This window comes from Kitasatospora sp. NPDC057223, assembly GCF_042669755.1.
GTDB lineage: Bacteria > Actinomycetota > Actinomycetes > Streptomycetales > Streptomycetaceae > Kitasatospora.
The window spans coordinates 1-13764 of the sequence record NZ_JBHUWW010000063.1; the positions used below are offsets into that span (position 1 = coordinate 1).

Consider the following 13764-nt stretch of genomic DNA (forward strand, 5'->3'; position numbering starts at 1 on the left):
GCGACGGGCTCGGGGGTGCCGGCGACCAGGGGGGCGCCGGCGCGTTGGGCGACGTGGCGGGCGGTGACCTTGTCGCCGAGGTCGCGGATGGCCTGCGGCGGGGGGCCGATCCAGGTCAGGCCGGCGTCGAGGACGGCCTGGGCGAAGTCGGCGTTCTCGGAGAGGAAGCCGTAGCCGGGGTGGACGGCGTCCGCGCCGGAGTCGGCGGCGGCCTTGAGGACCTTGGTGATGTCCAGGTAGCTGGTGCCGGGGGTGTCGCCGCCGAGCGCGTACGCCTCGTCGGCCGCGCGGACGTGCAGCGCATCCCGGTCGGGCTCGGCGTAGACGGCGACGCTGGCGATACCGGCATCCGAGCAGGCCCGGGCGACGCGGACGGCGATTTCTCCGCGATTGGCGATAAGCACCTTGCGCATCGGTTCTTCCTCAACTCCAAAGGACGGGACCAGGGTTGATCAGCGGACCGGCTGCCCGCCGGGGAGGGTGCCCAAGGTGCCCTCGAAGAAGATCAGCGGGTCCTGCCGCGGCTCCGGAATGCCGATCCCGACCACCTCGCCGAGGATGATGGTGTGGTCGCCGCCGGGGTACTCGTCGACCGTGCGGCAGGTCAGGTGCGCCAGCGCCTCACTGAGCACCGGCACGCCGTCCGCACCGCGGTGGTGGGCCACCCCGTCGAAGGCGGCGGCGCGCTTGCCGGCGAACGAGCGGGCCAGCGGCTCCTGCTGTGCGGCGAGGAAGTTGACGGCGAAGCCGCCGGTCTCGCGGAGCGACTCGTGCAGCCGGGACTGCTTGTGCAGACAGAACAGGACCAGCGGCGGATCCAGCGAGACGGAGGTGAAGGAGTTGACCGTGGTGCCGACCTCGCGGCCCTCGGTCCCGGTCGTTATCACGGTCACGCCGGTCACGAAGAGGCCGCAGACACGGCGTAGTTGACCTGGTTCTATCGGTTCGGTCGGGCGCTGGTGCGTCAGCGTGAGCGGCGAGGACATGTGGATCCCTTTCGTTGCCGTTGTCGATCGGGCGACCGGCCGGTGCTGGTGCTGGGCGGTGGATGGGACGGATGGCCACCGCCGGGCCCCGCGCAGACGACGGCGGGGCCCGGCGGTGGTGATGGGGAGGCCCGACCGGGTTGCTGGTCGGGGTTTCTGGCGGGGTTCTTACCGGGGGCCGTTGGCGACCGGCTCGCGCCGGCTGCCGGCGTCGCCCTGCAACTCCAGCACCCGGGTCTCGCGCAGGGCCTCCTCGGCCGTGTGCGCCACCCGGTTCATGGCGAAGCGGAGCAACGGCGGCGCCATCACGGAGGTGAGCACCGCGACCAGCACGATGATGGAGTACATCTCCACCGTCAGCAGGCCGAGGCGGACGCCGATCATGGCGATGATCACTTCGATCACGCCGCGGGCGTTCATCCCCGCGCCCAGCGCCAGCGACTCCCAGCGGTTCATGCCGCTGAGCCGGCCGCCGAGGAAGGCGCCCAGGAACTTCCCGACCACCGCGATGGCGAACACCGCCAGGCCCCACAGGGCGACCTTCGGGGTGGCCAGCGCGGTCAGGTCGATCCGCAGGCCCGCGGTGGCGAAGAACAGCGGGGCCAGCACGGTGCCGACCGTGGTGTTCAGCGGCTCCAGCTCCTTGGGGTCCGTCTCCCGGCACTGCGAGATGAGGATGCCGCAGAGGAACGCCCCGAAGACCGCCTCCAGCTGCATCGCCTGGCTGCCGGCCGCCGACAGGATGAGCAGCACGACCGCGGTGACCACGGGCAGGCCGCGCACCCCGGAGCGGGTGGCCGCGCGCATCGCGGCGCGGACGACGAGCCGGCCGACGGTCATCGCGAGGACGAGGACGATGGCCAGGCGGGCGAGCGCGGCCACCACCTCGCCGGAGTGCAGGCCGGTGGTGGCCATCGCGGTGATCAGCGAGACCAGCACCCAGCCGACCGCGTCGTCCACGGTGCCGGCGACCAGGATCATCTGGCCGATGTCCCGGTGGATGAGCTTCATGTCGGTCAGCGTCCTGGCGATCACCGGGATCGCGCTGACGCACATGGCGACGCCGATGTAGATGGCGAAGACCGTCGCGTCCGAGCCCGGGGCGCGCAGTTGGCCCGGCAGCTGGAAGCCGAGCCAGATGCCCAGGGCGAGCGGCAGGATCAGCCCGGCCGCGCTGACGCCGGCCGCCCGGCTGCCCTGCCTGCGGACCAGCTTGAGGTCGAGGTGCATGCCGGTGAGCCCGACCAGCAGGATCACGCCGAACTGCCCGATCGAGTCGAGCAGGTGCATCTGGGCCGTGGTGTGCGGGAAGAGCCAGCTGCCCAGGTCCGGGGCGACGTGGGCGAGCAGCGAGGGCCCGAGCAGGACCCCCGCCGACAGCTCGCCGACGATGGCCGGCATGCGCAGGCGCTGGGCCAGCTGGCCCAGCAGCAGCGCCGTCAGCAGCAGCAGGCCGACCTGGAGGAGCAGGACGAGCAACGAGTGCGCCGGGATCGGGGCAACCGTGGTGGTTACCATGACAGAGGAACTCCTTCACCCTGAGGGATTCGAGTGTTGGTCGGTTCCCGGGTGTCCCGGCCCGGCCGGACCCGGGAGAGCGGGTCAGAGCAGCTTCCGGACCTTCGACCCGGCCTTGAGGATGCCCTTCAGGAACTCCCGGCCGAGGTGGCGCATCTCCGGCGGGCCCTGGACCGAGGCCCAGTACATGAACCGCGCCATGGTGAAGGTGCTGGGCGAGACGAACCGGCGGTTCGGGTCCTTCCAGCCGAAGGTCGGGTTGACGATGTCGGAGTCCTGGACGTGCTTGAGGACGATGTCCGCGGCCTCGTCGCCGGTCAGCACGCCGGCCTCGAACTTCTCGCAGGTCTCGGCGGTCGCTTCGAGCAGGTTCTTGAACTTGTCGCTCTCCGGCCACCACAGGCCGGGGTACTTGGCGTCCTCCAGCTCCTTGAAGTGCTTGGGGTCGCCGTCCCGGACGTAGAGCAGCCGGGCCCGGGTCAGTCGCATCACGCCGGGGCTGATGAAGGCGCCCCAGACGCGGAACACCGCGTTCCACAGCTTGAAGTGCGAGAAGGCGTTGAAGGAGGCGTTGACGATCTCGTCGTTGTACTTCAGCAGGCCCTGCTCCAGCTCCTCGACGTAGGCGAAGCGCTCGGCGGAGAAGTCGCCGTCCTTGAGGGCGTCGAGCAGGCGCGAGGTGAGGGCGTCGACGACCTCGAAGGTGTTGGAGAGGCCGCGCGAGAACAGCGGGTCGATGAAGCCGGCCGCGTGCGACATCAGGCACCAGCGGTCACCGATGGTCTGCTTCGAGGAGTACTGCAGGCGGTCCGTCGAGACCCACTCGCGGACCCGGGTGGCGCCCTCGAACTGGCGCTTCACCGCCGGGTACTGGTCGAGGTAGTACTCGAACTCCTCGTCCGGCGTCATGCCGGGCTGCTTCGGGTAGAGCCGCTCGTCGAAGGTGAGGCCGACGCTGCAGAGCTTGTTCTTGGAGTCGGGGTGGTTGTCGAACGGGATGATCCAGAACCAGCCGCGGTCGATCAGGTGGTGCATCGTGCCGTTGTGCCAGTCCACCGGCGGGCGCAGGTCCTTGGGGTGACCGCTGACGTCGTCGAACCGCTTCACGCCTATGTAGTGCGTGAACATCGAGCGCGAGTGGTGCTTGAACCGGGCCGGCTGCTCGCGCAGGCCGAACTTCTCGGCCAGCGGGGAGCGGACGCCGCTCGCGTCGATCAGGTACTTGGCGCGGAACTTCTCGCCGTTCTGGCCCGTGACGGTGACGCCGTCGTCGTCGAAGTCGACGTCGCTCGCACGCCAGTTCTGGCGCGCGGTCACGCCGTACTTGCAGGCGACGTGGAACATGAACGAGTCGCTCTCCTGGCGGAACAGGTGGCTGTTCTGCGAGAAGATCTTCGGCAGGGCGAGCTGGGTCGCCTCGCGCGGGTCGGGCTCGTTGCCGGGAGTGTGCCGCATGAAGCCGAAGTGGCCCTTGGTGCCGAACAGCGGGCTGATGTCCCGGTTGCTGGCGTTGACGCTGGCCAGGCTCTTGATCTCGGGCACGTCGTAGCGTTCGGCGAGGATGTGCAGCCACTCCACCAGCTGCGGCGTCATGGACTCGCCGACCGCGAAGCGCGGGTGCGCGGCCGCGTCGATGAGCACCACCTTGGCGCCGTTGCGGGCCAGGATCGAGGCGGTCACCGATCCGGCGAGTCCGGAGCCCAGGATGATGACATCGTGCATGCCTTTGCCCTTGGTGCTGTCGTCCTTCGCGCCGGCGGTCGTCTTCACGGCCATGGAAAATCTCCTGTCGGTCAGGTTGGGGATTCGGGCGAACGGTTGGGGCGGGCCGCCCCGCAGCGAAGCCCCGGCCGGGATGTCCGGCCTGGATCGAGGAGGTGACTGCCGCGCGGCCGTCTGGGCTCGTGGAGCCGGCAGCGGCGGGGTGTCCAGCGGGTGGTGCGGGGGCGGTTCGGGGTGGTGCACGGACGCACCGGGCGGTGGGGTACCCGCGCCGGGCCGATCTCGTGGAGTGGGCGCCCTGGCAACAGGTCACGGGGGCCACCGGGTGATCTCCCGGCACCCGGCGGCGGTGCCGGGCGCGACAGGAGGGGAAGGAGCGCGCAGCGGACGGGCGCTGCGGAGGAGCCGGAATGCGGACGAGCCGCCCGGACGGTGCGCGGGCGGCTCGTGCGGTGCTTCGGTCAGGGGGTGCGGCGGGCTCTGCGGCCGGGCCTCTCGGGCGCCTCGGAAGGCGTTCTGGGCCGGGGCACGGCGGAGCCGCCACAGACAGCGTGACATCCGGCGGAGGCCGAGTCAACGCCTTCTTTCGACCAATTCCCCTGCTGTGCCAGGGAATTGCCGTGGTGGGGAGTCACGGCCACCGGTAGCGGCGGCCGGCCACGGGCGTCGAAGGGCCGAGGTCGAGCGGGGGGCGGGCACGGCGGGTCAGGCCGGGAGATCCGTCTCCAGGACCTTCAGGAGCAGGGCGTGCAGCTCCGCGTCGCCGCCGGGGCCGAGCATGGCGGCGATGTCCGACTGGAGCTCGTCGACGGCCTTGTGCAGCATCAGCAGCTGCTGACGCCCCGCGTCGGTGATCTCCAGGGCGTAGCGGCGGCGGTCGTGCGGGTCGCGCCCGCGGCCGACCAGGCCGGCCTTGACCAGCTCCTCGACCAGCGGGGAGGCGGCCGGTTCGGTGATGGCGAGGTGCTCCGCCAACTGCTGCTGGGCGAGCGGGCCGGAGCCGTCGAGCACCGCGAGCGGGCCGAAGTGGCGCACCCGCAGGCCGGTGCCGGTGAGCTTGTCGTCTCCGACCTTGCGCAGCCGGTAGTGCGCCTGGGTGACGAGGTACTCGGTGCTGGGGACGGCGGGCTGCTGCTCGTGCGCGGGCAGCAGCCGGCCCAGCAGTTCGTCCAGGCGGGCCCGTTCGGTGTCGGTCAGGGCCTCGGTGAGCTGCCGGTCGCGCTCCGCGACGGCGCGGCGGGCGGCGGCGAGGGCGGTCCGGCCCTCGTCGGTGAGGGACAGGACGTAGGAGCGGCGGTTGTCGGGGTTGCGGGTGCGGACGACGTGGCCGGACTGCTCCAGGCGGTCGATCACCGCCACCATCACGGTGCGGTTGATGCCGAGCCGTTCGGCGAGTTCGACCTGGGAGAGCCAGTCGCGGGCGGCCAGCGCGTCCAGCACGACGAAGTCGCGCAGGTCCGCCTCACCGCCGCCGGCGGTGGCACTGAACTGCGCGAAGACGCGGCGCAGCAGGTAGCCGATGAAGCTGGTCAGGGCATCCGGCAGAGCGGCACCGGGTACCTCGGCCGCTTCCTCCATCGGACCCGCCACGGGCTTCTGGACGTCATCGTGTTCGCGCCGCAAGACAGCACCTCCCTCCCGAGCATACGTGAGCGGTGCGGGGCGGCCGGGGGCTGCGGGTCACCGGCCGTACGCGGGCGGGGCGGGCGGTGGCCCGTCCGGAAGGAGGGGCGGGGCCGGCAGCCGCTGCTGCCCGCCCCGCCTGGTGTCCTTCTGTTCTTCGGTGTCCGGGTCGCGCCGGACGATCCGGGGTGGCCCCGGGGCGGGGCTCAGATGGCGACGGCCACCGGCGCCGACTCGTCGGCCGGCTTCGGGGCCTCGGAGCTGATCGTCACCAGGGCGACGACCAGGGCGACCAGGTACAGCGCACCGCCGCCGAGGAAGGCGGCCGAGTAGCCGCTGCTCAGGGCGTCGGGCAGGGCGTGACCGGGCAGGGCGCCCTTGGTGGCGGCGGCGGCGATGGCGGCCAGGGCCGCCAGGCCGATGGCGCCACCGGCCTGCTGGCTGGTGTTGACCAGGGCGGACGCGATGCCGGTGTCCTGCGGGTCGACACCGCGGACGCTGATGATGGTGATGGTGACGAAGGCCAGGCCGAGGCCGAGGCCGGAGAGCAGCTGCGCGGGCAGCAGCGTCACGAACGGGTTCATGCCCGGGGAGAGGGTGCTGAACCAGGCCATGCCGATCGCGCCGATGACCAGGCCGAGCGAGATGACGTTGCGCTCCGAGGTGCGGGCCAGCAGCTGCGGGCCGATGCCGCCGGCCGCGAGGCCGATGCCGATCGCGAAGGGCAGGTAGGCGAGGCCGGTCTCCATCGGGGCGTAGCCCTTGACCACCTGCATGTAGAGGGTGAGGAAGTAGAACGTGGCGAACATGCCGGCGCCCATCAGGGCCATGATCAGGTTCGCGCCGATCCGGCTGCGGCTCTTGAGAACCTTCGGCGGCATCATCGGGGCCGCGCTGCTGCGCTGGATGAGGACGAAGGCGATCAGCAGGACGGCCGCCGCGCCGAGGAAGGACAGCGTCAGGGCGTCGGTCCAGCCCTCCTGGCTGCCGCGGTTGATCGCGTAGACCAGCGAGCCGAGGCCGCCGGTGGCGGTGATGGCGCCGGGCAGGTCGATCCTGCCGCGGTCGCGCTCGCCCTCGACCAGCACGCCGGAGCCGAGCAGGACGGCGACGGCGATCGGGATGTTGACGAACATGACCCAGCGCCAGTCCAGGTACTCGGTCAGGGCGCCGCCGAGCAGCAGGCCGATGACGGAGCCGAGGCCGCCCATGGCGCCGTACACGCCGAGGGCCTTGTTGCGCGCCGGGCCGGCCGGGAAGGTGGTGGCGAGCAGCGAGAGCGCGGTGGGTGCGGCGATCGCGGCGCCCACGCCCTGCAGGACTCGGGCGGTGATGAGCAGGGTGCCGGTGCCGGCGAGGCCGCCGAGCAGGGAGGCCCCGGCGAACAGGATCAGGCCGATGCGGAAGACCCGCCGGCGGCCGAACAGGTCACCGGCGCGGCCGCCGACGAGCAGCAGCCCGCCGAAGGCCAGCGCGTACGCGGTGATCAGCCAGTTCAGGTCGGACGCGGCCAGGTGCAGCCCGCTCTGCATGCTCGGCAGGGCGACGGCGACGATGGTGTTGTCCAGTACGAGCATGAGCTGCGCGGCGGCGATGACCAGCAGGGCCAGGCCGAGCTTGGGGGCCGGCGGCGCAGCGGCCGCCGGACTGGTGTCGATGCGGTCTTTTAGCGACATGGGATTCTCCGTCGGTCTTCTGGTGTGACCTGTTGATGTGATCCGGTGGGCCCGCGGTCAGCGGGCGGCCTCGACGCCCCCGGGGCCCCAGAGGTTCAGCGCCTGGTAGGCGCGGCGCCACTCGTTCTCGTACGCGGCCTGGAGGTTCTCGGGCATCCGGCCGACGATCAGCGAGAAGTTCTCCTCGCTGGCCTCGTCCAGCAGCCACGGCATGAAGCGGGGGGCGTTGTCGCCGATCCGGCCGCGGTGTTCGGCGCTGAAGTTCTTCCACTGCTCTTCGCTCAGGGTCGCGTCGATGAGCCGCAGTGCGTCGCTCTCCTCGTGCTTGAGGTGGGTGGTGAGCGTGGTGACGAGTGCGTCGCTGAGGTCGCCGAGGCGGGCCGCACCCGACTCGTGGTCGGCGAGCGCCGCGTCGATGGCGGTGAGCAGGGGGTCGATGGCGGCGTGCTCGGCCTCCATCGCGTCGAGGAGTTCCAGGTCGTCCGGCCGGCCGGCCAGGGCCTGCTGCATCACCGGCCAGATCATCACGTCCTCGGCGGTGTGGTGCACCGTCAGGAAGGTCTTGAACATCTCCCAGCCGACGGCGGTGGTCAGGACGCTCCGGGGGTCGCCGTCCACCCGTGCGGTGACCCGTGCCATGCGCTCCAGCTCACGCCGGAGTGCGTCGTGCATGGCGAACATCATCGTCATGTCGAGCTTGAAGTCCTTGCTTCCCATGGCCTGTCCTCACTTCCGTCGGCTTCTGACGGCAGACTATCCGTCCATCCGCCAACTATCAACTTCCCAACTAACAACTTGCCCAACCATCATTCCCGAATGTTTCTTCGGGGCGGCCCGGACGGACGACGCCGCCCGGGGGACGGGTCGGATCAGGTGCCGTAGGGGTGCTTGGCCTTCGCCTCGCGCAGGGCCAGGGCCCACCAGCCCAGCTGGTCGAGCATGGTCTTGGCCGCCGCGTCGCAGCCGTCGGAGTTCGCCGGGAAGTTGCCCTCCGCGTCGAAGTGCTCCAGGACCCGCGGGAAGATCACGACGTCCTTCATCCCGACGGCGTGGAACTCGGCGAAGATCTGCCGCAGGTGCTCCACCGCGCGGACGCCGCCGGCCATGCTCAGTCCGTAGCTGACGAAGGCGACCGGCTTGGCCTCCCACTCCGCCTGGAAGCAGTCGATCGCGGTCTTCAGGGGCCCCGGAATGCTCCGGTTGTACTCCGGCACGACCAGCACGAACGCGTCGGCCTCGGCCAGCCGCGGGCGCAGCGCGCGGACGGCCGGCACGTTCGGGTCGAGGCTGTCGGGCAGCGGGTCGTCGAGCAGGTCGACGACGTCCGTGACCATGTCGTCGCGCTGCCCGATCTGGCCCTCGAACCACTTCGCCACGGACGGCGCGAGCCGCCCGTCCCGGGTGCTGCCGACGATGACGGTGACCCGGATCGGGTTGGGGGACACTACACACCTCTCACTCTCGGATCTCGCTGCTCGGGCCGGAGCCGTTCCGCCGCGCCCTGCTCCGCGAGGACGGCCTACTTCGCCGCGCGCAGGTGCGTCGCGGCCGACGCGGACACCACGGGGGTGAGCGCGAGGAAGTTCTTGGCGTCGATCCGCGCCAGCACCATCCGGGTGACCGCCGGGATCTTCGTGGTCCCGTCGTCGACGAACAGCGTCGGCCGGGTGAGCTGGATGCGGCGCCCACGGGTCGTCAGCTCGCAGCCGCCGGCGGCGAGGACGTTCTTGACCCAGTCCGAGCCCGGACCGTAGGGCAGCGTGACGATGTAGTCCTGGCCGCGCCGGAACAGCTTGACCGGCGTGCGGAACTCGCGCCCCGACTTGCGGCCCTTGTGGTGGATCGAGCCGAATCCGGGCATCCGGATCAGCACGGGGCCGATGAAGTGATTCGCGACCAGACGATTGAAACGGGCGACCCGCCGGTTCAGCGGCATGAGCCGACTCCCCTCTCTGTGAGCGGTTCTCAGCGATGTGGGATCGGGGGAACCGGACGCCGGCGGGGGCCGGCGTCCGGTTTCGGTCCGACTACCGGGATGTCCGGCGGGACTACTTCGGCGGGCCCTGGAGGAAGCGCTGCAGCGCGAAGTTGTCGACGACGCCCCAGCGCTCGGCGATCTTGTCGCCCTCGAACCGGAAGAAGATCGCCGCGTGGTGCTCGACCGAGCGGCCGGTGGCCGGGATGCCGATGAACGGACCGGTGTGGGTGCCGTACATGATCCAGCGGATCGCGGCGCGGTCGCCGTCCGAGATGAAGTCGACGATCTCGTACTTGATGTCGGTGAACGCGCTGCGCTGGATGCGGATCGTGTGCTTGAAGGCCTCCGGGCCGACCATCGAGTCGTCGTGGCTGCCGTGGTTGCGGAAGTCCGCGGTCAGGTAGCGGTCGGCGGCCGAGAGGTCCCCGTTGGTGAGGCCCTCGGTGAAGACCGCGTTGACTATTTCCTTCTGCTTCTCGGCGTTGCTCATCGTGCGTGGTCCTTCCTGTCGTCGGTGTGGTGCGTGGCGTGGCGGTCCTGAAGTCCGGGCACGTCGTACGTGTCCGGGGCGATCGGCGGGATGTCGCCGGGAACCGGGCCGGTGGTCCAGGTGATCCGGAGCCCGAGGCGCTCGAAGCGCCAGCCCTGCGGCGTACGGCGGGCGACCCCGTCGAAGCGGCCGCCGAGCTGGAAGTAGCTGACCGATCCCGGCGGCGGGGGCGAGCCGGGGTGCACGTGGGAGGCGATGATGCTCCAGGCGAGCTCCACCCGGTCGCCGCCGTGCTCGATCACGTAGTGCGAACCGTGGTGGTGCGTCTGCGCCCAGCGGTACATGATTTCGCGGGTGAAGCCGGTCACCCCGCTGATGCCCCGATGGGCGCCGACCGGGAAGGTGAGCTCGATGTCCTCGGTGAACAAGGACTCGGCCCACTTCTCGTCGAAGACGCCCTCGTCGAGGGTGAGCAGGTAGCGGTCGATGAGTTCGCCCAGGTCGGCCCGGTCGGACAGCCTGCGCACCTCCTCGGCCAGCCGGGCGACCTGCTCCAGCGCGCTGTGCTCCGCCGGCCCTGCGGCCGGCGGCGTGGGCACCGCGTCAGGAGACAACCTGTGCCTCCTGGCTCGCCGGCACCCTCTGCGCCGTGGTCTCGGCGCCGGTCGAGTAGATGACGGAGTCGTCCGGGCCGTGCACGACGGCCTTGCCGGTGCCGGTGTACGTCGACCCGGTGCGCTGGGCATCGATGTCGATCTGGATGTACGCGGCCTGCTTGCCGTTCGGGCTGTGCTGGCCGACCTCGGGGTTGAAGACCTCGCGGATGGTGAACCGGAAGGTGTCCTCACCGGTCGCCGACCAGTCGCCGGTGCCCTTGCTCTTCGCCGTGACGATCGAGACCGAACCGTCCTCGGCGAAGCTGACCGTGTAGTCGTCCACCTCGCCGTCGTGGGTGACCTGACCGGACCATTGCCCGACGGGCGTGTCCACAGAAACAGACATCGATCACACTCCTGGGTTGAGTTCGCGGTGCGGATCCGCTCCGAGCCGGCCCGGACGGCCTTCCCCGGGCGCGCGTCGAGCCCGCCGGGTGGCAGTCCGCGATCGTGGCGGCTGCATCGGGTGCGGCTTGGGTGACGTGGGCGCCGGGAGCGTCGCTCGTGAGCGGTCATCGAGGTCCCGCACGGGTGGGTGCGGGCACGAAAAAAGCCATTCCCGGCGGGAATGGCTTTCGGTCGATCAGGGGGGCGGTGCGGGATGCCGGCTGCGCGTCCTTCGCGCCCGGCCCCTGCGCAGCTCGGCCGGAGGGAGGTGGGACGCCCTCAGGTCATGGCTGTCGCCTGGCAAAAGTGTGACACCCAGTGCCGCGCGACGTCAACAGGTAAGCCGGACAGGCCGGTTACTCGTCCGATCGGGCGCTGTGAACTGCGACAATGCCCCGGCCCCGGCCCCGGGGGTGGGTGTCCCACCACACCCGACGGGCCCGCCCCGGCCCCGATCGGGGCGTCTGCGGCACTCCGATGGTGGCCGGGCAGCGCTGGAAGAGGTTCTCCGCCGAGCAGAGGGCCGGGGAGATTCGCCCCGCACGCGAGGGTCGCGCGACGCGCACGGCAGCCGGCGGCGGTGCGGGCGGCGGCCGGCGGCGGTGCGGCCGGGTCAGGCGCCCGGGCCGCCCTCGACCGGGGAGGCGCGGCGATCCAGCAGCAGCCGCCGGATCCGGGCCAGCCGCAGCGCGAGCTGCACTTCGAGCGAACGCTCCGGCTGCTGCCAGGCCGGGCCGAGCAGTTCGGTGATCCGCTCCAGCCGGCGGGCGACGGTGTTCGGGTGCACGTGCAGTCTCTGCGCCGCGTGGGTCGGGCTGCTGCCGGACTCGAAGTAGGCGTCCAGGGTGCGGGTCAGTTCGGTGAACCGCTGCCGGTCGTGGTCGAGCACGGGCCCTATCGCGGCCTCGACGAAGCCCTCGACGTCGTGGGTGTCCGAGAGGAGCACGCCGAAGAAGCCGAGCTCCCGCGCGGAGGCGGAGCGCCCGGTCGCGCCGAGCGCGGTCATCGCGTCCAGGCAGCGCACGGCCTCCTGGTAGCAGTGGAAGACCGAGGCCGGGTCGGACACGGGACCGGCCGCGCTGACCGTCACCGGCCTGCCCAGCAGTGGCGTCAGCTCGTCCGAGACAGCCTGGGCGGTGGCGCCCGGGTCGGTCCCCGGCAGCAGCAGCACGGCGGAGCCGTTGCGGACGCACTTCAGCCCGCCGCTGCGGTGGGCGTGCAGGGTGGCCCAGGTGGCGATCTTGCCCTCGGCCTCGCCCTCGGGGCGGGCCAGGATGACGAGGTGCGGTCCGCTCAGGTCGATGCCGAGCCGCCGGGCCCGCTTCTCCAGCTGCTGCGGGGGCAGTTGAGGAGAGGTCAGCAGGTCGTCGAGGAGTTCGTCGTGGCCCTGCCCCTGGCTCTGCCCGTGCGCGGGACCACCGGACCGGAGGAGCATCAGGACGGCTGCGGCCTGCGCGACCAGACCGAGCAGTTCGCGGTTGCGGTCGGTCAGCGGGGTCTCGGTCCTGAGCAGCAGGGTGCCCAGGGTCGCGTCGCCGGCCCGGATCGGCGCCGCCCAGAGCCCGCCCGCCAGTCGGACCGGCGCGCGGGCCGCGTGCGCCTCCATGGAGGCCGCGGACTCGGTGCTCCGGTCGCCGTCCGGCATCTCACCGGCGGTGGTCAGGACCGTCCCGTCGGCGCGGTGGATCCGCACGGCGCCGCCGAGCTGCCGGGCGGCCGAGGCGGCGAGCGCGTACGGGTCGTCGCCGTTCAGCACGAGTTCGATCAGCCGGTTGTGGATGTCGCTCAGTTCCCGGACCGCGCGCAGGCCGGCCTCGGCCTGCGCGTTGCACTCGTCCAGGCCCGAGACCGCGGAGTTCGCCCGGTCCAGGATGCGGGCCTTCTCGATGGCCACACCGGCGAGGTCGCCGAGGGAGCCGATCAGGGAGACCTCCTCCCGGCTGAAGTGCCGCACGCTCCGGTCCGCGACGTGGAGCGTGCCGAACGGCCGGGAGCCGCAGGTCAGCGGCACCGCCATGATCGCGCGCAGCCCCTCGGCCCGGACGACCTTGTCGATGGTGTCGTGGTGGATCCGCTCGTCCGCCAGGTAGTCGGGCGTCCAGAACGGGGCCTGGCCGGCCGGCCCGGCGCCGTCGGGGCCCTGGAGGCCGAGGTCGAACGCCGGGACGTGCCCGTCCGAGGTGCGGACGTGGGTGGCGCCGCCGCTGTCGTCGCGAAAGCTGATCCAGGACATGTCGACGCCGAGCAGCAGCCGGGCCCGGCGGGTGACGACCCGCAGCAGGGTGTCCAGGTCGTAGGGGACGGCGAGGTCGCGGGCGGTGTCGACGAGGGCGGCGAGGCCGGCCTCGTGCTGCCGGCAGCGCTCCAGCCGGGAGCAGATGTCCAGGCCGAGTTCGGTGGCACGCTCCAGGGCCGTCAGGTCGGGGCCGCTCGGATCAGCCGGCCGGGCCTCGGCGGACCATGCCCGGATCCGGGCCGCAGGAGCCTCGCCCGACAGCAGTTCCAGTACGGCCAACGCGTCGAACCCGGCCACCCGGGCGCCTTCCTCCGGCACGATGCTCCCCGTGTCCCCGTCCCGTGACGCGCGGTGGCGGGCCACGGGTGTAGCCAACGTGAAGCTACGCAGCGGGATCCCATAAGTCAACCGTAATTGATCTTGCGTCAGTTCCTTTGTGACCGGCGGAACACCACTGCGGTGGCCCTCCCGGTGCATTCCGTTGCGCGGAGA

General features: G+C 71.5%; 13 protein-coding genes. All 13 read right to left on the minus strand.

Annotated elements, in window-relative coordinates; genetic code table 11:
- A partial coding sequence (locus ACFUK0_RS22025; RefSeq protein ID WP_380252729.1) for a biotin carboxylase N-terminal domain-containing protein occupies positions 1–413 on the minus strand: 413 nt, incomplete at its 3' end.
- Positions 414–452: 39 nt separating this feature from the next.
- Positions 453–986 carry a flavin reductase family protein gene (locus ACFUK0_RS22030; protein WP_380252731.1) on the minus strand — a complete coding sequence of 178 codons (534 nt, stop codon included), beginning with the start codon at positions 984–986 and terminating at the stop codon, positions 453–455.
- A 168-nt stretch (positions 987–1154) separates the two neighbouring features.
- Positions 1155–2504, minus strand: coding sequence for a cation:proton antiporter (locus tag ACFUK0_RS22035; RefSeq protein WP_380252733.1), 1350 nt, complete (start codon positions 2502–2504; stop codon positions 1155–1157).
- Positions 2505–2588: 84 nt separating this feature from the next.
- Positions 2589–4280: an NAD(P)/FAD-dependent oxidoreductase gene (locus ACFUK0_RS22040; protein WP_380252735.1), complete on the minus strand. Its 1692-nt coding sequence runs from the start codon at positions 4278–4280 to the stop codon at positions 2589–2591.
- Positions 4281–4931: 651 nt separating this feature from the next.
- Positions 4932–5849: a MarR family winged helix-turn-helix transcriptional regulator gene (locus ACFUK0_RS22045; protein ID WP_380252737.1), complete on the minus strand. Its 918-nt coding sequence runs from the start codon at positions 5847–5849 to the stop codon at positions 4932–4934.
- A 206-nt stretch (positions 5850–6055) separates the two neighbouring features.
- Positions 6056–7525 (minus strand): MFS transporter, encoded by a 1470-nt coding sequence (locus ACFUK0_RS22050; RefSeq protein ID WP_380252739.1) that lies wholly within the window; start codon positions 7523–7525, stop codon positions 6056–6058.
- A gap of 57 nt (positions 7526–7582) precedes the next feature.
- Entirely contained in the window at positions 7583–8242 is a 660-nt protein-coding gene (locus ACFUK0_RS22055; RefSeq protein ID WP_380252741.1) for a hemerythrin domain-containing protein, read from the minus strand.
- A gap of 152 nt (positions 8243–8394) precedes the next feature.
- On the minus strand, positions 8395–8970 hold the full coding sequence (locus ACFUK0_RS22060; RefSeq protein WP_380252743.1) for an NADPH-dependent FMN reductase: 576 nt from the start codon (positions 8968–8970) through the stop codon (positions 8395–8397).
- A 74-nt stretch (positions 8971–9044) separates the two neighbouring features.
- Complete coding sequence (locus ACFUK0_RS22065) at positions 9045–9461, minus strand: nitroreductase family deazaflavin-dependent oxidoreductase (RefSeq protein ID WP_380252745.1); 417 nt, start codon at positions 9459–9461, stop codon at positions 9045–9047.
- Positions 9462–9573: 112 nt separating this feature from the next.
- A complete protein-coding gene (locus ACFUK0_RS22070; RefSeq protein ID WP_380252747.1) occupies positions 9574–9993 on the minus strand; it encodes an ester cyclase in 420 nt (139 codons plus the stop codon).
- Positions 9990–10592: a nuclear transport factor 2 family protein gene (locus ACFUK0_RS22075; RefSeq protein WP_380252749.1), complete on the minus strand. Its 603-nt coding sequence runs from the start codon at positions 10590–10592 to the stop codon at positions 9990–9992. The genes ACFUK0_RS22070 and ACFUK0_RS22075 overlap by 4 nt, the downstream gene beginning before the upstream one ends.
- 4 nt (positions 10593–10596) lie before the next feature.
- Positions 10597–10995 carry a dehydrogenase gene (locus ACFUK0_RS22080; RefSeq protein WP_380252751.1) on the minus strand — a complete coding sequence of 133 codons (399 nt, stop codon included), beginning with the start codon at positions 10993–10995 and terminating at the stop codon, positions 10597–10599.
- Positions 10996–11649: 654 nt separating this feature from the next.
- The gene (locus ACFUK0_RS22085) at positions 11650–13590 is read right to left on the minus strand and encodes a helix-turn-helix domain-containing protein (RefSeq protein WP_380252753.1); all 1941 of its coding nucleotides are present in this window, start codon (positions 13588–13590) and stop codon (positions 11650–11652) included.
- Positions 13591–13764: the final 174 nt, after the last annotated feature.